Source organism: Cellulophaga sp. F20128, assembly GCF_023015805.1.
Lineage (GTDB): Bacteria > Bacteroidota > Bacteroidia > Flavobacteriales > Flavobacteriaceae > Cellulophaga.
The window spans coordinates 23,006-46,646 of record NZ_JALKBA010000002.1 but is presented as its reverse complement, the minus strand read 5'-3'; the positions used below and the strand labels follow the sequence as shown (position 1 = coordinate 46,646).

Here is a 23,641-nt window from a genome sequence, read left to right as displayed (position 1 = left end):
GTTATTAAAACTGTTGTCCAATGATGAAGTGTGTCTGCCAACCGCTAGGTCCTACAGAGCCAGGCAGAAGATCAGAATCAAATCCATATCCAAAGTCAATTCCTAAAAGACCAAAAGCTGGCATAAATATACGCAAACCTAAACCGGCAGATCTTTTTAATTGAAACGGATTAAAATCATTAAAATTGCTGAAAGAGTTTCCTGCTTCTAAAAATCCTAGTCCATAAATAGATGCCGACGGCTTTAAAGTTATAGGATATCGAAGCTCCATAGAGAATTTATTGTAGATAATTCCTCCTTCTTGTTGTCCAGAAATTGGATCTACTGGAGTTACAGATTGGTTTTCATAGCCTCTTAATTGAACCGTTTCTCTACCGTCTAAGGTAAAGTTACCCAAGCCATCTCCCCCAACAAAATAACGTTCAAAAGGCACATTGCCTATATCATTGTTATAATGTCCTAAGAAACCAAATTCTGCATTGGAACGCAATACAAAATCTCCGGTAAGGGTGGTATACCAATCTCCTTTAAAACTTGCTTTATAAAATTCTAACCACTTAAACCTATCTTCCTCAATTTCTTCCAAACGCGTTTGCTCAAAAGCACTTAATGCTCTAGTACTACGTATGTCTTGCAATTCTTCACTTTCTGCTTTCAAGGCTTTGTGGTCTTTATCCGAAAACAAAGAATAGGGCGGTGTAGCCTTTAGTTTTAACTGAAAACTAGAACCACCTCTTGGGAATATCTTTCCACCATCTAATGACTCCCTAGAAATACCAAAGGTGTATGAAAACGAATTCGCTGATCCATTACCGAAATTAAATAATCCGATATTGTAGTTTTTAAAGTCGTACAATTGGTACGCTAATGAATGTGATGCTACAAAGTAATCATCTGGCCATTGCAGTCTTTTTGCCATCCCCACAGAAATACTAGATATAGAAAATTGTCTATCCTTATCTATATCTGCCGTTTGATAATCATAAGAAAATTGCTGCGTTCTAGACAAAGACATATTAAACTGTACTGGTTTCTTACCCCCTAACCAAGGTTCTGAGAAATTTAAACTGTACACTCTATACGTTCTACTCGCCTGTAATCGCAAGGCAAATGTTTGCCCGTCTCCCATAGGAACAGGTCTGTAAGCTTCCTTATTAAATATATTGTTCAAGGAGAAGTTACTAAAAGACAAGCCCAAAGTACCAATAAAACCACCACCTCCGTAGCCCCCTTGCAATTCTATCTGACTAGAACCCGCTTCTAACACACTGTAGTTAATATCTACCGTACCCGCATCTGGATTAGGGTTTATCACATCTGGTGTAATGCTTTCTGCATCAAAAAATCCTAAAGCACCCAATTCTCTAATACTTCTAATAATATCTGCCTTATTGTATTTTTGACCTGGACGAGTTCTTAATTCTCTAAAGATTACATGGTCATTGGTCTTATCATTACCACTTACAGTGACGTGATCTAAAAAGGTTTCTTTTCCTTCTATGATTCGAATCTCAAAATTAATAGTATCGTTTTCAGCAGAAATCTCCACGGGATTAATACTAGAAAACATATATCCAAAATTCTGATACAAACTAGCTATATCATTTGGTTGTGGCTTGGTATTATCCTCTATTCTTTCTTTCAATAACACCCCATTGTAAACATCGCCTTTTTTAATTCCTAAAGCTCTCTCTAAAAAACGGTCTGGATATACTGTATTTCCAACAAACTCAATATCACCAAAGTAATATTTATTACCCTCTTCTACTTTTATTTTTAAATTGATAGTCTTATCGTTCACCTTAGTTATGGTATCAGACACAATTCTCGCATCTCGGTACCCGTTTTCTGCGTAAGTTGCTATCAATGATGTAAGATCTGCTTGGTAATCTTCTTCTATAAACTTGGAACGTTTTAAGAGACGGTAGAATTTTTTCTTCTTTGTTTTCTTTAAAGATTTGCGAAGTTTTTTTGAAGACAATTGTTCATTCCCTTCAAAGGCAATTTCATTAATCTTAACTTTTTCACCTTTTTTAATATTAACTACCATCTTCTGCGCATTAGTTTCAGAAGTGTCTTTTGCAGTGGCTATAGTAACTCTAGTATTTAGAAAACCTTTTTTCTTGTATTTATTCTGTAAGTAGTTTTCAGTGTTATTGATAAGACTCTGGGTTATCTTCTTTCCCTTTTTAAGATCCGTATCATCAATAATTTCAGCGACCTTTCCTTTTTTAACTCCATACACAGTAACATCTGTTAAGGTAGGACGTTCAATAATATTCAGTTCTAAAAAAACTTCATCTCCTTTTATATCCACCAGGTCAAAACTAATATCACTAAACAGCTCCAAGCCCCAAAGTTTATTAATTATGGCACTAATCTCTTCTCCGGGTAGTGTAATGGGTTGCCCCACACGTAAACCTGTATACGTTTTTACTGTTTGCTCATTAAAGCTTTCCAGGCCTGTTACTTCCAAACCTCCTAAAATATACTTTTTACCGTCTTCATAAGACGTTACTTGCCCAAGGGCAGTAAGGCTGGTAAATAATAAAAGGATGGTAATAATTGAACCAAAAGAAATGGCTCTCTTGGCATTGTTAGTTGAGTTGTTCGCTAGTTTTTCCAAATCTTCTTTCTCTGTTCTGATAATTCTTAATTGCATCTACCAAATGATGTTCTTTAAAGTCTGGCCAAAGAACATCTGTAAAGTACAGCTCTGCATATGCTATTTGCCACAATAAGAAGTTGCTTATCCTATGCTCACCGCTAGTTCTAATAAGCAAATCTACGTCTGGCAAATTTTGCGTGTAAAGATGGTTATTAATAATGGTTTCGTCAATATTTTCAGGAGAAATTATATTATTTTTAACTTTGATGCTAATTTGCTGAATGGCTGTTTTAAGCTCTTCTCTGGAACCATAGCTCAAGGCCAATGTCAGTGTCATACCAGTATTTGCTGCTGTTATTGCCATTACATTCCTTAACTCCGCACCTGCTTTTGTAGGCAGAGAATCTAAATTCCCAATGGCATTAAGTTTTATGTTGTTTTTGTTAAGAGTTTTAACTTCTTTCTTTAATGAGGACACCAAAATACGCATCAAAGTATCCACTTCTAGCTTTGGTCTATTCCAATTTTCTGTAGAAAAAGTATATAAAGTGAGGTAACCAATTCCAAGTTTGGCGCAATTTTCAACAGTTCTTCGCACTGTTTTTACACCATTTTCATGCCCAAAGATGCGTAATTTTCCTTTTTGTTTTGCCCATCTACCATTGCCATCCATGATAATAGCCAAATGGTTGGGCAGTTTTTCTGTACTTAAATCTTCTATTGTATTCATAAAATTTTTTACTCAAAACAATCTCTACATGGCTTTCTGCCAAAAGTATACGTTAGTGTAAAACCAGAAAAAACATACCAATCATCACTAAAAATATTGCCAAATTTAGGGTTTATTTGTACAGCAACGTTTGATTTTTCAGGATTGCTAGCATCCAAATTATCTGTAAAAGTATACCTCGCACCTATTTCGGCACCTAATATAAAGAAATGATTTAACCTATACTTAAGACCAACTGTCATTGGAATAGCAAATGCACCATCACGCTGGTCTAAATCTTGTAAAAAACCGACTTCAAAATAATTGTAATCGTACCTAAAGTACGTTATTCCGGTGTATAAATAGGGTGTAAATGCCGGTCCTAGTCGGTGTAAGTTATATTCTGTAAAGTTCACTTCTAGTCCGCCTGAGAATTCAGTAACGGTATTCTCCATTATCAATTCTCGTTTTTGCCTAGAAGCCAAACCCGATTTTAAATCGTCTGCTACAAATTTTCCATGCATAACACTAGCGCGCCATGCGTATCGTTTACTTTTATTCCATTTAAAAATACCCCCGTAGGCAAACCCACTAGGCATTATAAAATCTGTTCTCCCTACATCACCAATGTTATTTAACCCTCCCGCAAGCACACCAACCTCAAAGGTTTGCGCATTGGAAACACCAAAAAATAAAAGCAATAGAATTACACTAAATATTCTCATAAAATTTAAAAGTTTGCAACTATAATAATGATAGGATTTTGCAATACCTTAATTACTACACCTCTGTTCTCCCTTTGAATAACAGTTTTAAAGGCCATTTATTGTTTTAAAAACAATTAATTACGTCGGTCTTCTCCCCACAGTAATTTATTGCGAAGTGTTTTTAAAAAGCTCTCTGAAGTATATTCTATCATTTTTATGGTGAAATTGGCCTTTTTCACTGTTATTTCATGTCCGTTTTCTAAGGTAGCAATTCTAGAATCTAAAGACACTAAATGAAACTTCTCTCTCCCCGAAACTTTTAATTTAACTACAGTGTCATCTGATACTACCAAAGGTCTGGCATTTAAATTATGTGGAGCTATTGGCGTTAATACCATCGATTTTGCTGTTGGCGTAATTACAGGGCCCCCACAACTTAAGGAATAACCAGTTGAACCTGTTGGAGTAGACACAATAAGTCCGTCTGCCCAGTACGAATTTAAATACTCATCATTTAAAAAGGTTTCTACAGTGATCATAGAAGTGGTATCTTTTCTGCTTACCGTAACTTCATTTAAAGCGAAATTCAGTTTTCCAAATTCAGGGATTCCTTTAGCAGAGTTCACCTCTACCAAACTCCTATCTACAATGGTATACGCCCCTGCAACAAATTCCTGTACAACCTTTCTAACATCTTCTTTTTTAAAGGTAGACAAGAATCCTAACCTACCGGTATTCACACCCACTATAGGTATATTTAAATCCCTTACATAGGTAATTGCCCTTAAAATTGTACCGTCACCCCCAAAACTCACAAACATATCAAAAGAACCATCCAAGCCTTCAGATTCGGTAAAAACAGGGAATTTTAACAAGGTATGTGAACTATTTACAAAGGCATAAAAATCGGCCTCAAAAAAAACTTCTGCCTGGTGTTGCTGTAATTCATCTAACAACTCTAAAACATAAGCAGCCGCTTCCTTATTGTAGGCTTGTCCGTAAATGGCAACTTTCATACGTTTAAGTATTTGTCTAAATATTTAGAACGCTCTTTTAAATCTTCTAAAAAAAGATCATCTTCATTACCGTACAAAATACTGTAATTATAGCGCCTAAAAGATTGTGTAATTTCGTTTAAATTTTCGGTAGTTATTTTTAAGGTAATCTCTACAATATCATTGGTAATATCAGTTATTAACGCACCGTATAATTTGGCGTTATTACTTTCTACTATTTGAGAAATCTCACTAAAAGAGTAGTCTTTAACACCCTTTGAAACCACCAATATACCACCGGGCTCCGTAAAAAATGGAGTATTTATAAAAACACTGACAATATCTGTTAATCCATAATACCCCATAACGGCATCATCCTTATCTAAAACAGGTATTAAATTCGCGTCATTTTTTGCAAAAACCTCCAAAACATCCAACCATAAAGTTTCTTCCCGAACAAAAAAAGCTTCCAAGACAAATCTGTAGTCTTCTATTTTTTTTTCTTTTTCAAAGGTTTCAAAATCATTTTCAGAAAGCATTCCTAAGAGCTTGTTATGTTCCATAACAGCCACATGGGAGAAAGTAGTTGTTTTAAAAAAACGAATTACTTTTTCCATTTCATCTTCTATTGCAAAGATGGGAATTGTAGTTAATATGTGTGCTTGTATTTGCATAGCTTTAATAATAACGCAAATTAATAATAAAAATTTCTACAGACCTTATAATTTAGTTTGCTTTTGCCATAAATTAAAAATCCTTACAAAAGTAACTACAAAACCTATGCCTTATTTGTATTTTTGCAATTGATTAAAATTCTAAAAATGACAAAACTTAGCGTTAATATTAATAAAATAGCCACTTTAAGAAACTCTAGAGGAGGCAACATACCTAACCTTTGTAAAGTAGCCACTGATATAGAAGGTTTTGGTGCCCAAGGTATAACAATACACCCTAGGCCCGATGAGCGTCATATAAAATACCAAGATGCACGCGATTTAAAAAAAATTGTAACTACTGAATTCAATATAGAAGGCAATCCCATTCAAAAGTTCATAGATTTAGTTTTAGAGGTGCAACCTACACAGGTTACTTTGGTGCCAGATGCTGTTAATGCCATTACCTCCAACGCGGGATGGGATACTCTAAAACACAGTGAATTTTTAAAAGAAGTGATTGCTACCTTTAAAGCAAATAATATAAGAACTTCCATTTTTGTAAATGCCGACTTAAAAATGATTGAAGGTGCAGCAGAAACGGGTACAGAGCGTATAGAACTGTATACCGAAAGTTATGCCGATGCATATGCCATAGGTGACAAAAACGGTGTTCTCCCTTTTACCGAAGCCGCCAAACTAGCCTACCAATTAGGCATGGGAATAAATGCAGGCCACGATCTTAGCCTAGACAATATTCAATACTTTAAAGAAAATGTTCCCAACCTATTGGAGGTCTCCATTGGACACGCTTTAATAAGCGAATCCTTGTATTTAGGACTAGACAATGTCGTGAACATGTACCTTAATAAATTAAAATAATGCAAACACTACATTCCACCATACTTGGAGAAGGACAACCGTTGTTAATTCTACACGGATTTTTAGGAATGTCTGACAATTGGAAGTCTCTTGGACTAAAATATGCCGAGGCTGGCTTACAAGTGCATCTTATAGACCAGCGCAACCATGGTAAAAGCTTTCATGCTGCCGCCTTTAATTATGATATTCTTGCCAATGACATCAAAGAGTATATAGCCCAAAACCAATTAGAAAACTGTATTGTACTAGGACATTCTATGGGGGGCAAAACAGCCATGCAATTGGCCTGTAGCTATCCAGATTTGGTGAGCAAACTTCTCATTGCAGATATTGCTCCTAAGTATTACCCTGCACATCATCATGACATAATTAATGGCCTGCAAGCGTTAGACCTCAACACCATTACCTCTAGAACGGCAGCCAGCGAGGCGCTCTCTCGACATATAGCCAACAAAGGCGTACGGCAATTTTTACTAAAAAATCTTTACTGGATAGAAAAGGGCAAACTAGCATTTCGCTTTAATTTAGAGGTTTTAGCAGATCGCATGGAAGAAATAGGAGAAAATATAGGAGCTTCCGCCATCTACAACAAGCCAACACTTTTTCTAAGAGGTGATAAATCTGAATACATTTCGCCCCAAGATGAAGACCTAATTAAAAGACATTTTCCAAAGGCAACCATTACAACCATTTCTAATGCAGGACATTGGTTGCACGCAGAAAATCCCAAAGAATTCTTAGAAAAATCACTTATCTTTATAAAAAATTAACCTTAAATTACTGCTCTATGAATACTATTTTACGCGTTTTATTAAGTGCTATTGCCGTAGTTGTGCTAGCCAAAATTTTACCTGGTGTAGGTGTAGATAGCTATACCACTGCTATTATAGTCGCCGTAGTTTTAAGTATATTAAACTTCTTTATTAAACCCCTATTGGTCATCCTAACCCTGCCCGTAACTATCATAACCTTAGGCTTATTCTTATTGGTGATTAATGCTTGTATTATTCTATTAGCAGACTATTTTATAACAGGTTTTACGGTAGACGGACTGCTTTGGGCTATCCTATTTAGTGTATTATTATCCGTTTTTCAATCCCTATTATTTTCCATCTTAAAAAACGATAAGAAAAAATAAGGTACTCTTTTGTATTGCAACCACTTAAAAACTTGTAGAGGTAATTAAAATGTACTATTTTTGCATCCCATTTTATTTAAGTAAAATCAGATTCAAAAATGAATATTACAAAAGAGCAGATTGACGCATTAAATGCAGTTGTAAAAGTTGCCGTAACTAAGGAAGATTACCAAGACAAGGTGCAAGCTATTCTTAATGATTACAGAAAGCAGGCCAACATACCTGGTTTTAGAAAAGGACATGTACCTATGGGTCTTATTAAAAAGCAATATGGTAAAGCTGTTTTAGTAGACGAGGTAAACAAACTTATACAAGACAACCTTAACAAATACCTTACAGAGGAAAAATTAGATGTTCTTGGTAACCCATTGCCAAAACAAAAGGACGATTTTAATTGGGATTCAGAAAACCTAGATTTTGAATTTGAATTAGGTTTAGCTCCAGAATTTGAAGCTCCTATTAAATCTAAAAAAGCAATTACCTACTACAAAATAGTTGCTGATAAAAAAATGATAGACGAACAAGTAGACCGTATTGGAAAACAATATGGAAATCTTATTTCGAAAACTGAAGTTTCTAAAAAAGATGAAGTAACAGGCACCTTTACCAACGAAGCAGAGGAAATAGAGAACAAAACAACCATAGAGCTAGATAGCCTTAAAGCTAAAAAAGCCATTGACACCCTAATAGGTAAAAAAGTTGGTGATGTTGTTACCTTAAAAACAAAGGGACTCTTTAAAGAAGATTACCAATTGTCTAGCGCCTTAGGCTTGGCCGCTGATAAAGCTGCAGAAGTAGACACGGAAGTTAGCTTCACTATTGAAGAAATCAACGAACGTGAGGCTGCTGAAATGAACCAGGAGTTGTTTGACAAACTTTTTGGAGAAGAAAAAATAACGACCGTTAAAGAATTAAGAGCAAAAATAAAAGAAGATACAGAAAAGCAATTTGAGCAACAATCTGATCAGAAGTTATTGAATGACATTACGGAAAACTTTATTGAGAATACAAAGTTTGACCTACCGACACAGTTCTTAAAAAAATGGATTCAGATGACGGGTGAAAAGCCATTAACTGAAGAAGAGGCAAGTGCTGAATTTGAAAAATCGGAAAAGGGATTACGCTACCAACTAATTGAAGGTAAAATAATTCAAGAAAACAATATTCAAGTACAATTTGACGAATTAAAGGAATTTGCTAAAGGTTTTATTAAGTCTCAAATGGCACAATACGGTCAGTTAAATCCTGCTGAAGAAGAGCTAGATAATATCGCTGCCAGAATTATGTCTAATCAAGATGAAGTTAAGCGATTATCAGAGCAATTAATGAGTCAAAAATTATTGTCACTTTATAAAGAAAAAGCGAACCTTAAAGAAAAAGAGGTTACCTATGATAATTTTATCAAAGAAGTTTACGGAAAGTAAATGTTGCCCAACTAAAACATCTTCAATTTAAATAATTAAGCTGTTCAAAGTTAAAAACTACACATTCCGTTAATTTTAGTATAAAACTATACTTTTAGACTTTAAAAGCAGTTTATAGTTTAGGTCGCCACTAAAAAAAATAAGTATATTTACGGTGCCGAAAGTATATCTCTCGGCACTTTTTTATATTAAATTACCAAATATTACCATGGACTACGGAAAAGAATTTAAGAATTACGCTATAAATCATCAAGGGATCAACAGCATGTACTATGATAAAATCATGAGTACAATGTACCCTAGCAACATGACACCCAACATTATTGAAGAAAGACAACTAAATGCCATTGCAATGGATGTTTTCTCTAGATTAATGATGGATCGTATAATATTTTTAGGGACAGGAATAAATGACCAAGTTGCAAATATTGTACAGGCCCAGTTATTGTTTTTAGAAAGTGCGGATGCCAATAAGGACATCCAAATTTATATCAATTCTCCAGGAGGCAGTGTATATGCAGGCTTAGGCATCTACGATACAATGCAGTTTATTAAACCAGATGTTGCAACCATATGTACAGGTATTGCGGCTTCTATGGGTGCTGTTTTATTGTGTGCTGGTGAAAAAGGCAAGCGTAGTGGCCTAACCCACTCTCGCGTTATGATTCACCAACCCTTAGGTGGTGCTCAAGGACAAGCGAGTGATATTGAAATTACAGCAAGGGAAATATTAAAACTAAAAGACGAATTATATACAATTATATCCAACCATTCTGGGCAAACTTTTGACAAAGTTAGTCATGATAGTGATAGAGATTACTGGATGAAAGCTGATGAAGCACAAAAATATGGGATGATAGATGAAATTTTAGTTAGGGATAAAAAATAATTCCGACTAAAAACACATTGTATAAAAGATGAAGAGGTAGCGTTATGGCAAAGGAAAATTTAGAATGTTCTTTTTGTAAAAGAACCAAAGCTGAAACAAACATATTAATTGCTGGCGAGGGAGCGCATATTTGTGACCGCTGTATAGAACAAGCATACGGCATTGTAATAGAAGATAGCAAACAATCTAAAACAGATAGTTTATCTGCTGAATTGGTTCTAAAAAAACCCAAAGAAATAAAAGAGTTTTTAGACACATACATTATTGGTCAAGATCGCACAAAAAGAGTAATGTCTGTCGCAGTTTACAACCACTACAAAAGATTATTACAGCCTAAAAGCAGTGAGGACGAAATAGAGATCCAAAAAAGTAATATTATAATGGTTGGTCAAACCGGTACGGGTAAAACATTAATGGCTAAAACCATTGCCAAAATGTTAAATGTACCATTGGCCATTGTAGATGCTACCGTATTAACAGAAGCAGGTTATGTTGGAGAAGATGTAGAAAGCTTACTTACACGTTTATTGCAGGCTGCAGATTACAATTTAGAAAAGGCAGAACGCGGTATTGTTTTTATTGATGAGATTGATAAAATTGCTCGTAAAAGTGACAATCCTTCTATAACAAGAGATGTATCTGGTGAAGGTGTACAACAAGGTTTACTTAAATTGCTTGAAGGGACCGTTGTAAATGTACCGCCTAAAGGTGGAAGAAAACATCCCGATCAAAAATTTATTGAAGTAAACACCGAAAACATATTATTTATTGCTGGTGGTGCTTTTGATGGAATTGAACGCATGATTACGAAGCGTTTAAACATGCAAGCCGTTGGTTATAGCGCCTCAAAATTAGACGACACCCTAGACAACACTAATATTTTACAATACATTATTCCAAAAGACTTAAAAGACTTTGGTTTAATTCCAGAAATTATTGGTCGTTTACCCGTGTTAACACACATGAATCCATTGGATGAAAAAACCTTACGCGCCATCTTAACGGAACCTAAAAATGCCATTATAAAGCAGTATGAAAAGTTGTTTGCTATGGATGATATCAAATTCACCATTACCGAACAAGCACTAGACTATATGGTTCAAAAGGCAATTGAATACAAATTAGGAGCCAGAGGCTTGCGTTCTTTATGCGAAGCTATATTTACAGACGCTATGTTTGAGTTGCCAAGTAGCAACGAAAAAGAGTTTAGGGTAACCAAGCCATATGCGGAACAAAAACTATCGTACGAAACTATTAAAAAGCTAAAAGCCGTTTCATAACAAAACGGCTTTTACAATAATATATAAAAATATCCTGAGGGTACCTTAGGATATTTTTTTGTTTAAAACGCTAACCTTTTCTACCCTTGGCTGTGGTTTTTTGGCAATCACTTGCCCCAAAAGATCCTGACATACCTTTTGGATTATCTTTTGATCAGAATACATTTTGTGACCAAAATTCTCAATAATTTCTGGACGCACACCTATGGCTTCCGACCAATTTGAAGAGGGCTTATACAGGTCTTTACCACCATATAGCATTTGCACATTACAGTCTACCCGTTCCACCTCTTTTCTTAACCTAGTGGCAGAAACAGCATACAAAGACTTCATAGGAACCCCTTTAAGATTTGCTTTCCATGCAATGGTACCTCCAGTACTAAATGCTAAATAATGGGCTGGTTTTGTTTCCTTCTTAACTAAATTAGCAACCGCAGCATCTATGCCACCATTTACAAATTCTGAATGTATATTTTTCTCTGTATTAATAAGGATATCAATATTGGCCAATTGTTGAATATCATAATATTCAATGTCATAATACTGCTGTAAGTATGCCAAATATGAGGTTATCCACATTCCTTTTTTGGCGCCCCACATATCGGATAAAACAACTAATCTTTCTGAAGCCATATGCTTATGAATTTAACTTTGGTTAGGTATCTAACGCAATTTGAAGCATTTGCACCATAAAACCCAATTTATTTGTTCATCAGGGCCAATTCCTAGATAAAGCCCTCATAAATAGATTCTTCCTACAAAAAAGACACCTTAGAATAGATACCATTAAAACCATAAAACGGTAACACCACCCTAATTACTAAAAAAAATTAGAAATAGAGGGTAACAAAAATTATGCAGAATGGATATAAGGATGAATAACAAAAAAAACATTAGTATGAAAAATTTAAAATTAATAGCAATAGCTCTTATAGCACTATTTACAAGTTGTGATAATAATGATGATGCACAAACAAACATTACAATCCCTACAGATGGCTTTACCCATAATGGTCAATTTTTTGAAACGCCAAATATGTATTTGGAAATAAATGAAGATGACAGCGACAATGACAACATACCGGACAGTTATACTGTTTTCTTCAGCAACGGAAGAATGTTTGACAATGACGCCAATGTAAATGGATCTTCTGGTGATTATCTGTTTTCCTTAAACACAACAAATTTTGTGTTCTTACAAGTATATGCTTCAGAAAATCCAGATTTAACCGTTGCAGGTCCATTACCAGGCAATACGTACATCGTAAATAACACGGATGACTCACTACTTATTGAAAACGCACAAATTACCCCACTAAACCCTTCATACATTACTAATGGGATAGAATTTGGTATGGGAGATGAAAATTATGGCACCATTATTACACCAAACAACACAAACCCAACTATTACCTTAAACGAATTAAACATAGACAACAACACCCCCGCAAACAGTACGGTAGATATAGACTATACATTTACAGCTGCAAACGGCGATATTATTACGGGTCATTACTCTGGCACCTTTGGAGTAATACAAGATTAACAAAAGAAAGCCTATCATTTTAAATAAAATGATAGGCTTTCTTTATAAAATAGCACCTTATTCTACAACGTATAAAATACCAACTATTTTAGTTATTTAATAAAAGTAATTCCTCCAAATAGTTTCTAGTATTGGACAACCTCGGGATTTTATGTTGCCCACCTAATTTCCCTCTATTTTTTAACCAATCATAAAAAAGATCCTGTCTTGCAATGTGCACCTCCGGCATTTTTAGCGTACTGTTATTATAGCGTTTTGCTTCGTAATCTGAATTGAGTGACTTTAGTGCATTGTCTAAAAGTTCTGTAAAGTGAGCTATATCTTTTGGCTCTTTTCTAAATTCTATAATCCATTCATGCGCCCCTTTTTCCTTCCCCTTCATAAATATTGGAGCCACCGTATAATCTTTAATTTGCGCCCCGGTCTTCATACACACATTCTTTAGTGCCTCCTCTGTATTTTCTATGATAAGTTCCTCACCAAATACATTGATATGGTGTTTGGTACGTCCTGTAATTTTTATGCGGTAGGGACTTATAGAGGTGAACCGTACCGTATCTCCAATTTTATAGCGCCACAAGCCCGCATTCGTTGTAATGATTATAGCGTAATTTTTAAACAACTCCACATCCCACAAGGGCACCACCTTTTGGTCCTCGCTATCGTAGTGTTCCATAGGAATAAATTCATAAAAAATGCCGTAATCCAACATCAACAACAAATCATCTGCATTGTTCCTGTCTTGAATTGCAAAGAAACCTTCTGATGCATTATAAATCTCATAATAATTAAAGCGTTTTCTAGGCAACAAATTTTTATACTGTTCCTTATAAGGACTAAAACTAACACCCCCGTGAAAATAGACTTCTAAATTTTCCCATATTTCAAACAAATGCGTTTTTCCCGTTTGTTCCAACATATTGTTAAGCAGTACCAACATCCATGATGGAACTCCTGCCAAACTAGTTACATTTTCTAATTTACTTTCATTAATGATAGCATCTAGCTTGGTTTCCCACTCACTCATAAGCGAGACTTTATTACTAGGCGTACTACTTAGTTCTGCCCAAAAAGGCATATTATCTATTAAGATTGCAGATAGATCCCCAAAAAAGCTTCCATTGTCTTCATACAGCTCCTTACTACCCCCCAGGCGTAAACTTTTACCGGTAAACAACTGGGAATTTTCATTATTATTCAAATACAAACACAGCAAATCCTTTCCTGATTTATAATGACAATCTTCCAAGGCTTCTGTACTTACCGGAATAAATTTACTTTTTGCATTGGTTGTTCCACTACTTTTTGCAAACCATTTTATTGAAGTTGGCCAAAACAAATTTTGTTCTCCTTTTCTGGTTCGCTCAATAATAGGTTCTATTTCTTCATAACACAGAATTGGCACCCGTTCTGCAAAAGTCTCATAACTTGTAATGGAGGCAAAGTCATACTTTCGACCAATTTCAGTGTCTTTGGCAATACTCACCAACTTAAACAAAACCTCTTCTTGCACTTCTGCAGGATATTTTAAAAAAAGTTCTATTTGATGATACCGCTTTTTAAGCAACCAAGAGGCAATAGAATTCACAAACGGTATTGACATTTTTAGGTATCTTTATGCCGAAAAATATTCAGCGTTTATTTTTATAAAAATAGACTTTAGTTCGTTAATATTCAAATTGATTTTATGCAGTACGAAGGTGTTTTACAAAAAATGCAAACAGAAAACGGAAGCCCTATTCAATACTACTTGGTTTTTGAAAATGATTTCTTAAATGTAAATCAGATTATAAACAAATCCATAGTGCTAACCCTGTTAAAACACCAATGCCTTAACTGCAAGCTAGACAGACCAATATACAGGCAAGGCTTTTGTAAAACTTGTTTTTTTGAAATACCAACGGCTGGAGATTGGATCATGAGACCAGAATTAAGCAAGGCACATTTAGATCAAGAAGATCGGGATTTAGCCTATGAAAAAAAAGTGCAATTACAACCACATATTGTATATCTGGCTAATTCTAGCAACGTAAAAGTGGGTGTTACCCGCAAGGCACAGATACCAACGCGTTGGATAGACCAAGGAGCACACGAGGCTATTGAAATAGTTGAAGTCCCTAATCGTTATCTCGCGGGTATCACAGAAGTTGCCCTTAAGGACCATGTGGGCGACAAAACCAACTGGCGCAAAATGCTTACCAATACAGTAGATGATGAAAACCTTATAGCCTGGCGCAATAAACTAAGACCATTTATTCCAGAAGAAGCTGCACCCTATTTTATTGAAGACAACCAAGAAACACATTTGAATTTCCCTGTGACCCATTATCCAGAAAAAGTAAAAAGTCTTAATCTAGATAAAACGCCAGAATACAAAGGAGTTCTTACAGGTATTAAAGGCCAATACCTAATCTTTGCAGATAATACAGTATTTAATATAAGAAGCAACGAAGGTTACTACGTACGCTTAACTATTGCTTCGTAGTATCCTTCTCGGTTTCTTTTTTCTTTTTACCAAATAGGCCGCCTAATATTTCTTTAGCCACCTCTTTTTGAGTTTCCTTCTTTGCATTGGATGCAGAATCTTGTTTTACTGCTGTGGTATCCTTAGTTCCAAACAAGCCACTGGCTACCTCTTTAAAAACAGAATTTTTTTCGTCTTTTTTAGCCAAAGAATCGGTTTTTGATTTGTTTTTGTTGAGCAAATCACTAATTACACTGCTGGCCTTATCTTTTCCTTTGGCGATCAGTTTTTGTTTTTCAATCGCTACCAATTGGGTGGTCAAATTCTTAATGCCGCTTGTTAAGTCGGTCTTTACCTCTGGACTTGTAAAATCACCCCCAATAGTCGCGGTAATTGGAACAGTTAAATTTTCCAATTGCTTATCGTCTATTTTGGCAATAAGGGCATTTACATCAGCCCCCAAGTATTTAGCCGGTACTTCAATGGTTGCACTGTACGCCATTTTACGATCAAACGTATGACTCCCAGAGACATTCATAGCGATGTCACCGTAATGCAAAACAAAGGGTTTTACTGCTACCTTTCCATTATCAAAGGATAAGGCTGTTTTTAATCCGTTTAGGTTTAATTTTTCAGGCTTTAAGAAACTGAGTTTTTCTCCTAAGGCCGACATAAATTTTTGTTCTTTTGCATCCAATTCGGTCGACAATAACTCGGCTAATACCTTACCTGAAATAGTGGATAAGTCTGGTGTAAAATCATCCTTTAAATTCCCTGCAATTGTAATGTCTGAATTTAAATTCCCTCTAATAATTTTAGCTATGGGTGCCAAAACCTCTAACATTTCCAGTCCCTTAAGTGCTTGCCCAATATCAAATTGATGCATGCCGAGGTTCATGGCAAAAGTAGCCGTCTCATTTTTTGTAGATACCTCGCCATTAAACGCCATATCACCACCAAACAAGGCAGTTGTCATATTAGACAAGGTTGCTGTTTCATCTTGTATCCGCAAGCTACCTTTTACATCTTTAAGCGTTAAATTATCATACAATACGGTAGTTGCATTAGCCGTAATAGTTGCATCAATAAATGAGGGTATTTTTAATTTTTCCGTTGCTGAAGATTGTTTCTTTTCTGTACTTTGGGTTAAAGTTGATTCTGCCTCATCGACCATAAAATCGTTTAAGGAAAACGTATTCGAGTTTAGGACAAAATCTCCTTTTACCTTTTCGTCTTTAAACATAAACCCTAACAAATTGGTAATGGTTCCTTTAGCTGAAAAATCTGTTTTCCCCGTTTTCCCTTGAAAGTCGTTTAAAGAAACTGTTTTTGGATTAAAGGTTAAGGTCGTTGTTGTGATCTGTACCGGATTTTTTAGGTCAGTAGCGTTGTACTCAAAATCCCTAAGCCGCAAGGTACCGCTTGAACTTGTATTTTGATATTGCTCCTTTTCAATAGATGCCATATCAAAGGAAGTGGTAATATCTGCATCTAACAGCCCTTTTAAATTTAAATCTGTCGGCATTGGATAAGCCTGCGAAATATTTGCTAAGTTCATTTTTCCGTTGATATGCGCCTTCACCTTTGTATTGCCCATGAGGTCAACAATCTTAGCCGTAAGACTAAATTTATCTTCATCTATTCCAAAAGACAAACGTTCTATATCTACCGCAGTATCTTCTGTAATACCTGTTGTGTTACTTACAGTTGCATTTATGAAAATATTTTTTACAGATTTAGGTAAATCTGGGTATTTAAAAGATGCATTGGTAGAATTTAGTTGAATTGAAAATGTAGGTATATGCGTATCGTCTACGATTCCTTCAAACTTACCTTCTATGATAAAATCGCCACTGGTTGCGACATTCTCAATACTTTTTGAGTATTCTTCCGGCACTAACGCCAAAAAATTCTTAAACTCACTCTCCAAGGTTTTAAAGTTTATTGCTACTTCTTGGCTATCCTCATTCAGCTTTACAAATCCATCAAAAACAAGAGGCAACTTATTTACGGTTGCCGTATTTTTAAGAAAAGTAAACTTGCTCTCCTTTAAATCAATCCCGATGATGGCATCTAGACCTACCTTATTTTTGTTTAAATAATTGGTCCCTCCCATCCCAAAGGATACCAAAGCATTTGTTTTTGTGTCCAATTCTGATTTCTCCAAGGATAAATTCCCAGTACCTGAGTGCTGTACGTCGGTTAACAACAAAGACATTTCAGACACCACATCTGTATATTCAATAGTAGAATTTGTAATCTCATAAGACTCCATTGCCAAGGTAAAACTATTGCCATCAGCAGTTACATCAGCTGACGTAGTTTCCGTTTCTTTTGCAATATCATAGTTTGCATTTCCGTCTTCATCTACTTTCACCTTTAATACAGCGCCATCTACAGCCAAGCTTTTAATGCCAATTGGTTCACTGGCATCTTTAAAGAGTTCCTTGATAGACATATTTAGTGCAATAGTCTTGGCGGCAAAAAGTGTATCTCCTGCAAAAGGTGCCTTGTTCACTAATACCAAATCTTCAATTGTTACCTTGGCATTGGGAAAACTTGCAAGCAAACTAAGATCGGCATTTGCAAAATCTAAAGTTGCCTCAATATTATTATTTACTTTATTTTTAATTATCTTCTCTATTTTACCTTGTAAAAAAAATGGGATAGCGATGAGCAACCCAACAAATAACACTAGTAAAACACCAATAACCTTAAAAATTTTTCTTTTCATACAATCCTATTTAATACAACTTTCTCCCTTGTTTTTTCTCTTATTAACCTATTGCTTTTAACAACTAAACATACAACAGTATATAACTGCTTTTAGTATGAAACAAGTTTTATTTCTTGCCCCAATTGTAATTTAAATCGTTTCCGTAGTATATATACGAAAAAATACAGCAAAGGGGTGTCTAGAAATGCTATAATTATCTTAAAAATAAATCCACTAATTAACAAACCGGTAAATCTATCCCATGCAATTTCACCAAAGGAGCACAACAAAAAAACCACGGTAAACGTATCTACCAACTGCGAAGAAAAGGTAGAAAAATTATTCCGCAACCACAGGTGTTTTCCCTTGGTCAGTTTTTTCCAAAAATGATAAATCTGAATGTCTATAAATTGGGCTAATAAATACGCCACCATGGATGCAAAAACGGCAATAATAGTATTCCCAAACACGCTACTAAACATTGCATTACTAACCGGAGACCAAGCTGTTGCCGTTGTATAAGAGGCTACCAATACAATCAGCAATGAAAAGAAGGAAGCAAAAATACCGGCAACCACAATCTGATTGGCGCTCTTTTTTCCATAAATTTCAGAAATTAAATCGGTGATTAGGAAGGTTACGGGGTACGGAAGCACCCCTACCGAGATCTCAAACAAAGTAGCCCCAAAAATAGTTACATCGCCAAAAGGTTGCCAAATAAAGAACTTCTGAAAAATAAGATTGGAAACCACCAAAGAAGTTATAAATAAAGCGCCCAAATAAAGGTAAATTTTATAGGCCAGTTTTCTATCGGCAAAAGTCATCCTTGTCTTAAATTCATTTATTTGTTTCTCCATAATTCAAAGATAAATAAGTTATCCTTTTTTCTTTCCCTTACTAAAAAGATATTTAATTTTAAGATAGTGCCTTACCAACTATTTTATTTACTTTGTTTTTAAATGAAGAACAACACTACAACTGTTTACCTTTCTATAGGTAGCAATCTAGGGAACAAGCTAATTAATTTGCAAGAAGCTGTCTTTTTACTCAAGGAAAAGACAGGGGCTATTAGTGCTATTTCAAAAATATATAAGAGTGCCGCATGGGGATTTGAATCTGATGATTTTTTAAATGCCTGTATCGCAATCAACACCACCAAAACACCTCAAGAAGTACTAGCAACGGTCTTGGCTATAGAAACACAACTTGGCAGGGAGCGCTCTACAGAAAAAGGGTATCAGGCAAGAACCATTGATATTGATATTATCTATTACGGAAAGGAAATAATAGCAACTACAGATTTAATCATTCCGCACCCCAACTTACAAAAGCGACAATTTGTTTTACGCCCATTAACGGACATCGCTCCTCAATTTTATCATCCTATATTCAATAAAGATTCTAGAAACCTTTTGCAAGAATGCAAAGACAAAAGTACCTTGGAAAGAATAGAGCGGAAAATATATGCGAACAGAACACAATTGTTTTCTAAAGTACAGTTTCTCGCCATAGAAGGAAATATTGGTGCTGGTAAAACCACATTGGCTCACAAAATTTCTGAAGATTTTAATGCCAAGTTGGTTTTAGAGCGTTTTGCAGACAATCCCTTTTTACCAAAATTCTATGAAGACCAAAGCAGGTATGCTTTTCCCTTAGAAATGTCCTTCTTAGCAGACCGTTACCAGCAGTATACTGATGACACCTCTCAATTGGATCTTTTTAAAACCTTTATGGTGAGCGATTATGACATTTTTAAGTCGCTCATTTTCGCCAAAATAACCCTTCAGGATGAAGAGTTTAAATTGTACAGAAAGTTGTTCGACTTAATGTATAAAGAAGTAAAAAAACCGGACATCTACGTGTATTTGTATCAGAATACAGCGCGATTATTGGCGAACATTAAAAAACGTGGGCGTGATTATGAACAGGAAATACAAACCGATTATCTAGAAAAAATTAACAGTGGGTATTTAGATTTCATAAAAAGTTACCCCCAACAAAACACATTAATCATTGATGTTAGTGACTTGGATTTTGTAGATCACAAATCTGATTATGAACTAATTACAAAAAAAATAGAACAATTTATCCTTTGTTCCCTATAAAACAAAACGGTGTTTTAATTAACAATGATTTCACATTTTATTTGCACAAACCAAAACCTTTTACTTAATTGCACCCCTCTACAAAGAGAAATTAACTAACTCAAACTATATAATCGGTCCAACTTTGTTGGACCTTTTTTTTGTTCTCTACTTTCCAAAAATCAGTTAGGATTTTAATTTAGACCAAAGGTCCCATACAACCACACCGGCTGTTACAGCGATATTTAAGGAATGTTTGGTGCCGTATTGCGGAATCTCTACAACAACATCACTAGCGGTAACCACTTCTTGTAAAACACCTTTGACCTCATTGCCCAAAACCAAAGCATATTTTTTTGTTGCCGCTACCCTGAGGTCATTTAAAAAGGTAGCATTCTCTGCTTGTTCTATGGCGCAGACCGTATAACTTTCGGCTTGCAAACGCTTTACCAAAGCCAAGGTATCTTCTACATACTCCCAAGCAACACTTTCTGTTGCCCCCAAGGCTGTTTTTTGAATATCCTTATGTGGCGGCTTGGCCGTAATACCGCACAAATATATTTTTTCCACTAAAAAAGCGTCGGCTGTTCTAAATACCGATCCTATATTATTAAGACTTCTAATATTGTCTAACACGATAACGATTGGTGTTTTTTTCGCTGCCTTAAACGCTTCTACATCCAACCGGTCTAACTCGCTATTCTTTAATTTTCGCATTACAATTTTAACTATTCAATTTAAACTACAGTAAACTTATCCACAAATATCAACAAAGGTTTTTTAACCAAATAGAAAAACTTAAATTCGTTTTCATTACATTAGGATAAACTCAATTCAATTTCGCTGTGTCAAAGAAAAATACCCCAAAGAAGGTAACCCCTTTAATGAAACAATACAACGCCATCAAGACAAAATACCCTGATGCGTTGTTGCTATTTAGAGTGGGTGATTTTTATGAAACTTTTGGGGAAGATGCGGTAAAGGCCTCCAAAATTCTCGGGATTATTTGCACGCATAGAAACAATGGCGGAGAAAAAATTGAATTGGCTGGGTTTCCGCACCATTCGGTAAACACCTATTTACCCAAATTGGTAAAGGCAGGGCATCGCGTAGCTATTTGCGACCAATTGGAAGACCCAAAGCAAACCAAAACCATAGTAAAAAGAGGGGTTACCGAATTGGTAACTCCTGGGGTGGCCTTAAACGACGATATTCTTTCTGCCAAGACCAATAACTTTTTATGTGCTGTACATTTTGGCCGTAAAAAACTAGGAATTTCCTTTTTGGATATCTCTACCGGTGAATTTTTAACCTCCGAAGGCAACGACGAACAAATTGATAAATTACTTCAGAATTTTGCACCCAATGAGGTGCTGGTTTCTAAAGCGCATAAGAAAGAATTTTTAGAAATTTTTGGCAAACAATTCCATACTTTTTTTATTGAAGATTGGATTTTTCAAGAAGACTATGCAGAGGAAACACTAACCAAACATTTTAAAACTAGTACCTTAAAAGGATTTGGTGTAGCACATTTACAGCAAGGTATAATGGCATCTGGTGCAGTTTTGCATTATTTATCAGAAACACAACACCATCAATTACAACATATCAATACCTTACAACGTATTGCGGAAGAGGAATATATATGGATGGATAGGTTTACCATTAAAAACCTGGAACTCTATCATTCGTACAATCCCAATGCGGTGACGCTTTTAGACGTTATAGACAAAACTATATCACCTATGGGCGGGCGCTTATTAAAACGATGGCTGGCCTTACCGCTTAAAAATATTGAAACGATAAAGAAACGGCATCAGGTTGTCTCCTTTTTACAGGAAAACGAAACTACCCTACACAAATTGCAACATTCTATGAAGCAAATGGGAGATTTAGAGCGTTTAATTTCTAAGGTGGCTACTACAAAAATAACACCCAAGGAGGTCATTCAACTTAAAAACTCCCTTGAAGCTATACTCCCTGTAAAGCAATTAACAAGCAATAGCCCTAATTCGGCCGTAAAGGGTATCGGTGACCAATTAGAATCCTGTGATATGCTTCGTTCCAGAATAAAGGAAATGATTAGCGAGGATGCCCCGGTAAATATGCTAAAAGGCGAAACCATAGCCAAGGGTTTTTCTAATGAACTGGATGAGCTACGAGGCTTGGCATTTTCTGGCAAGGATTACCTCAACAAAATGCTAGCTAGGGAAACTGAAAAAACAGGAATAAGTTCTCTTAAAATAGCGGCAAACAACGTTTATGGCTACTATATAGAAGTGCGCAACACCCATAAAGATAAGGTGCCAGATACCTGGATCCGCAAGCAAACCTTGGTCAATGCAGAACGCTACATCACTGAGGAACTCAAAGAATACGAAAGCAAAATTCTAGGTGCAGAAGAACGCATACAAGCCCTAGAGAACCAACTCTTTACGCAATTGGTTCTTTGGATGCAGACCTATATTGCTCCTGTTCAAAACAACGCCCAACTCATAGCTCAGTTAGACTGCCTTTGTGGTTTTACGCAACTGGCAATAGACAACAATTACAAGGAACCAACCATGGATGACTCTACGGACTTGATCATCAAAAATGGAAGGCATCCTGTGATCGAAAAACAACTTCCTGTTGGAGAAGCCTATATTGCCAATGATGTTACCCTAAATCGGGAAGAACAGCAAATTATCATGATTACCGGTCCTAACATGAGTGGTAAGTCGGCTATTTTACGACAAACTGCTTTAATTGTACTTCTTGCTCAAATGGGAAGTTTTGTACCAGCAGAATCTGCTAAAATTGGTTGTGTAGATAAAATTTTTACACGGGTTGGCGCCAGCGATAATATTTCTATGGGTGAGTCTACTTTTATGGTAGAAATGAATGAAACAGCCTCTATCCTTAACAACCTTTCTGAGCGTAGTTTGGTATTATTGGATGAAATTGGCCGCGGCACAAGTACTTATGATGGTATTTCTATAGCCTGGGCCATTTCTGAGTATTTACATGAACATCCAGCCCGTGCAAAAACATTATTTGCCACCCACTATCATGAGCTCAATGAAATGACTACCACTTTTCCTCGGATTAAAAATTTCAATGTTTCTGTAAAAGAACTCAAAGACACGGTGCTTTTTCTACGTAAATTAACTGCAGGCGGCAGCCAGCATAGTTTTGGAATCCATGTGGCAAAAATGGCTGGTATGCCACAACAAGTAATTTCAAAAGCCAATAAAATTCTCAAAAAATTAGAGAAATCGCACTCCAGTGAAGAGTTAACTACCAAATTAAACGATGCTCAAAACGAGATGCAATTGAGCTTCTTTAATATGGATGATCCGCTCCTTGTAGAGCTCAAGGAAGAGATAATTCATTTGGATATTGACACGCTAACGCCTGTTGAGGCTTTAATGAAACTAAACGAGATAAAAAGATTGCTCTCTAAAACAAAAAAAGCAAGCTCCTAACCCACTCATTTTACGCAATTTGAACCCTCAGCAAGCCGTCAAAATAAAATTGTCTGCTTTTTTACTAAAAATTCCTTTG

20 protein-coding genes are annotated in these 23,641 nt (G+C 35.7%); 10 read left to right on the top strand and 10 right to left on the bottom strand.

Annotated features, from left to right (window positions below; all coding sequences use genetic code 11):
- Positions 1-4 precede the first annotated feature (4 nt).
- The 5 genes from MWU65_RS02325 to MWU65_RS02305 form a co-directional block, all read right to left on the bottom strand.
- A complete protein-coding gene (locus MWU65_RS02325; protein ID WP_247075461.1) occupies positions 5-2,662 on the bottom strand; it encodes a POTRA domain-containing protein in 2,658 nt (885 codons plus the stop codon).
- Positions 2,598-3,338, bottom strand: coding sequence for an isoprenyl transferase (locus MWU65_RS02320; protein ID WP_247075460.1), 741 nt, complete (start codon positions 3,336-3,338; stop codon positions 2,598-2,600). Before MWU65_RS02320 ends, MWU65_RS02325 begins: the two co-directional genes overlap by 65 nt.
- An 8-nt stretch (positions 3,339-3,346) precedes the next feature.
- Complete coding sequence (locus tag MWU65_RS02315) at positions 3,347-4,042, bottom strand: DUF6089 family protein (RefSeq protein ID WP_247075459.1); 696 nt, start codon at positions 4,040-4,042, stop codon at positions 3,347-3,349.
- 116 nt (positions 4,043-4,158) lie between these two features.
- Positions 4,159-5,040, bottom strand: coding sequence for an NAD kinase (locus MWU65_RS02310; protein WP_247075458.1), 882 nt, complete (start codon positions 5,038-5,040; stop codon positions 4,159-4,161).
- Positions 5,037-5,693 carry a CBS domain-containing protein gene (locus MWU65_RS02305; RefSeq protein ID WP_247075457.1) on the bottom strand — a complete coding sequence of 219 codons (657 nt, stop codon included), beginning with the start codon at positions 5,691-5,693 and terminating at the stop codon, positions 5,037-5,039. The genes MWU65_RS02310 and MWU65_RS02305 overlap by 4 nt, the downstream gene beginning before the upstream one ends.
- Positions 5,694-5,840: 147 nt before the next feature.
- Between MWU65_RS02305 and MWU65_RS02300 the strand changes: the two genes are divergently transcribed.
- From MWU65_RS02300 to clpX, 6 genes are all read left to right on the top strand, one after another.
- Positions 5,841-6,554 carry a pyridoxine 5'-phosphate synthase gene (locus tag MWU65_RS02300; protein WP_247075456.1) on the top strand — a complete coding sequence of 238 codons (714 nt, stop codon included), beginning with the start codon at positions 5,841-5,843 and terminating at the stop codon, positions 6,552-6,554.
- Positions 6,554-7,324: an alpha/beta fold hydrolase gene (locus MWU65_RS02295; RefSeq protein ID WP_247075454.1), complete on the top strand. Its 771-nt coding sequence runs from the start codon at positions 6,554-6,556 to the stop codon at positions 7,322-7,324. The genes MWU65_RS02300 and MWU65_RS02295 overlap by 1 nt, the downstream gene beginning before the upstream one ends.
- Before the next feature lie 17 nt (positions 7,325-7,341).
- Positions 7,342-7,692, top strand: coding sequence for a phage holin family protein (locus MWU65_RS02290; RefSeq protein WP_247075451.1), 351 nt, complete (start codon positions 7,342-7,344; stop codon positions 7,690-7,692).
- 98 nt (positions 7,693-7,790) lie between these two features.
- Positions 7,791-9,116, top strand: a complete 1,326-nt coding sequence (gene tig, locus MWU65_RS02285; protein ID WP_247075449.1) for a trigger factor — start codon at positions 7,791-7,793, stop codon at positions 9,114-9,116.
- 208 nt (positions 9,117-9,324) lie between these two features.
- Positions 9,325-10,005: an ATP-dependent Clp endopeptidase proteolytic subunit ClpP gene (clpP, locus tag MWU65_RS02280; protein WP_281500991.1), complete on the top strand. Its 681-nt coding sequence runs from the start codon at positions 9,325-9,327 to the stop codon at positions 10,003-10,005.
- A 44-nt stretch (positions 10,006-10,049) separates the two neighbouring features.
- Positions 10,050-11,285, top strand: coding sequence for an ATP-dependent Clp protease ATP-binding subunit ClpX (gene clpX / locus MWU65_RS02275; protein ID WP_247075446.1), 1,236 nt, complete (start codon positions 10,050-10,052; stop codon positions 11,283-11,285).
- 45 nt (positions 11,286-11,330) lie between these two features.
- Here clpX and MWU65_RS02270 read toward each other — a convergent pair whose 3' ends face one another.
- Positions 11,331-11,918, bottom strand: coding sequence for a hypothetical protein (locus tag MWU65_RS02270; protein WP_247075444.1), 588 nt, complete (start codon positions 11,916-11,918; stop codon positions 11,331-11,333).
- 265 nt (positions 11,919-12,183) lie between these two features.
- Between MWU65_RS02270 and MWU65_RS02265 the strand changes: the two genes are divergently transcribed.
- Positions 12,184-12,831: a hypothetical protein gene (locus MWU65_RS02265; RefSeq protein ID WP_247075438.1), complete on the top strand. Its 648-nt coding sequence runs from the start codon at positions 12,184-12,186 to the stop codon at positions 12,829-12,831.
- Between the two features lie 88 nt (positions 12,832-12,919).
- On the opposite strand, the gene MWU65_RS02260 is transcribed toward MWU65_RS02265, so the two are convergent.
- Entirely contained in the window at positions 12,920-14,434 is a 1,515-nt protein-coding gene (locus MWU65_RS02260) for a GH3 auxin-responsive promoter family protein (protein WP_247075436.1), read from the bottom strand.
- Positions 14,435-14,518: 84 nt separating this feature from the next.
- Between MWU65_RS02260 and MWU65_RS02255 the strand changes: the two genes are divergently transcribed.
- Positions 14,519-15,316 (top strand): DUF2797 domain-containing protein, encoded by a 798-nt coding sequence (locus tag MWU65_RS02255; RefSeq protein ID WP_247075434.1) that lies wholly within the window; start codon positions 14,519-14,521, stop codon positions 15,314-15,316.
- On the opposite strand, the gene MWU65_RS02250 is transcribed toward MWU65_RS02255, so the two are convergent.
- Complete coding sequence (locus MWU65_RS02250; RefSeq protein ID WP_247075432.1) at positions 15,303-18,029, bottom strand: AsmA-like C-terminal region-containing protein; 2,727 nt, start codon at positions 18,027-18,029, stop codon at positions 15,303-15,305. The genes MWU65_RS02255 and MWU65_RS02250 overlap by 14 nt on opposite strands.
- 92 nt (positions 18,030-18,121) lie before the next feature.
- Positions 18,122-18,835 carry a queuosine precursor transporter gene (locus MWU65_RS02245; RefSeq protein WP_247075896.1) on the bottom strand — a complete coding sequence of 238 codons (714 nt, stop codon included), beginning with the start codon at positions 18,833-18,835 and terminating at the stop codon, positions 18,122-18,124.
- Positions 18,836-18,970: 135 nt separating this feature from the next.
- On the opposite strand from MWU65_RS02245, the gene folK reads away from it, so the two are divergent.
- Positions 18,971-20,116, top strand: coding sequence for a 2-amino-4-hydroxy-6-hydroxymethyldihydropteridine diphosphokinase (gene folK, locus MWU65_RS02240; RefSeq protein WP_247075430.1), 1,146 nt, complete (start codon positions 18,971-18,973; stop codon positions 20,114-20,116).
- A 165-nt stretch (positions 20,117-20,281) separates the two neighbouring features.
- Here folK and MWU65_RS02235 read toward each other — a convergent pair whose 3' ends face one another.
- Complete coding sequence (locus MWU65_RS02235) at positions 20,282-20,812, bottom strand: RNA methyltransferase (protein WP_247075429.1); 531 nt, start codon at positions 20,810-20,812, stop codon at positions 20,282-20,284.
- A gap of 167 nt (positions 20,813-20,979) precedes the next feature.
- Between MWU65_RS02235 and mutS the strand changes: the two genes are divergently transcribed.
- Positions 20,980-23,562 (top strand): DNA mismatch repair protein MutS, encoded by a 2,583-nt coding sequence (gene mutS, locus MWU65_RS02230; protein ID WP_247075428.1) that lies wholly within the window; start codon positions 20,980-20,982, stop codon positions 23,560-23,562.
- The last annotated feature ends 79 nt before the right edge of the window (positions 23,563-23,641 follow it).

Coding starts and splice junctions, on each gene's coding strand:
- folK (WP_247075430.1), top strand. CDS start 18,971: ATGAAGAACAACACTACAACTGTTTACCTTTCTATAGGTAGCAATCTA.
- MWU65_RS02315 (WP_247075459.1), bottom strand. CDS start 4,042: ATGAGAATATTTAGTGTAATTCTATTGCTTTTATTTTTTGGTGTTTCC.
- MWU65_RS02325 (WP_247075461.1), bottom strand. CDS start 2,662: ATGCAATTAAGAATTATCAGAACAGAGAAAGAAGATTTGGAAAAACTA.
- MWU65_RS02310 (WP_247075458.1), bottom strand. CDS start 5,040: ATGAAAGTTGCCATTTACGGACAAGCCTACAATAAGGAAGCGGCTGCT.
- MWU65_RS02300 (WP_247075456.1), top strand. CDS start 5,841: ATGACAAAACTTAGCGTTAATATTAATAAAATAGCCACTTTAAGAAAC.
- MWU65_RS02295 (WP_247075454.1), top strand. CDS start 6,554: ATGCAAACACTACATTCCACCATACTTGGAGAAGGACAACCGTTGTTA.
- MWU65_RS02290 (WP_247075451.1), top strand. CDS start 7,342: ATGAATACTATTTTACGCGTTTTATTAAGTGCTATTGCCGTAGTTGTG.
- mutS (WP_247075428.1), top strand. CDS start 20,980: ATGAAACAATACAACGCCATCAAGACAAAATACCCTGATGCGTTGTTG.
- MWU65_RS02260 (WP_247075436.1), bottom strand. CDS start 14,434: ATGTCAATACCGTTTGTGAATTCTATTGCCTCTTGGTTGCTTAAAAAG.
- MWU65_RS02270 (WP_247075444.1), bottom strand. CDS start 11,918: ATGGCTTCAGAAAGATTAGTTGTTTTATCCGATATGTGGGGCGCCAAA.
- clpX (WP_247075446.1), top strand. CDS start 10,050: ATGGCAAAGGAAAATTTAGAATGTTCTTTTTGTAAAAGAACCAAAGCT.
- MWU65_RS02245 (WP_247075896.1), bottom strand. CDS start 18,835: ATGACTTTTGCCGATAGAAAACTGGCCTATAAAATTTACCTTTATTTG.
- MWU65_RS02255 (WP_247075434.1), top strand. CDS start 14,519: ATGCAGTACGAAGGTGTTTTACAAAAAATGCAAACAGAAAACGGAAGC.
- tig (WP_247075449.1), top strand. CDS start 7,791: ATGAATATTACAAAAGAGCAGATTGACGCATTAAATGCAGTTGTAAAA.
- MWU65_RS02250 (WP_247075432.1), bottom strand. CDS start 18,029: ATGAAAAGAAAAATTTTTAAGGTTATTGGTGTTTTACTAGTGTTATTT.
- MWU65_RS02265 (WP_247075438.1), top strand. CDS start 12,184: ATGAAAAATTTAAAATTAATAGCAATAGCTCTTATAGCACTATTTACA.
- MWU65_RS02320 (WP_247075460.1), bottom strand. CDS start 3,338: ATGAATACAATAGAAGATTTAAGTACAGAAAAACTGCCCAACCATTTG.
- MWU65_RS02235 (WP_247075429.1), bottom strand. CDS start 20,812: ATGCGAAAATTAAAGAATAGCGAGTTAGACCGGTTGGATGTAGAAGCG.
- MWU65_RS02305 (WP_247075457.1), bottom strand. CDS start 5,693: ATGCAAATACAAGCACACATATTAACTACAATTCCCATCTTTGCAATA.
- clpP (WP_281500991.1), top strand. CDS start 9,325: ATGGACTACGGAAAAGAATTTAAGAATTACGCTATAAATCATCAAGGG.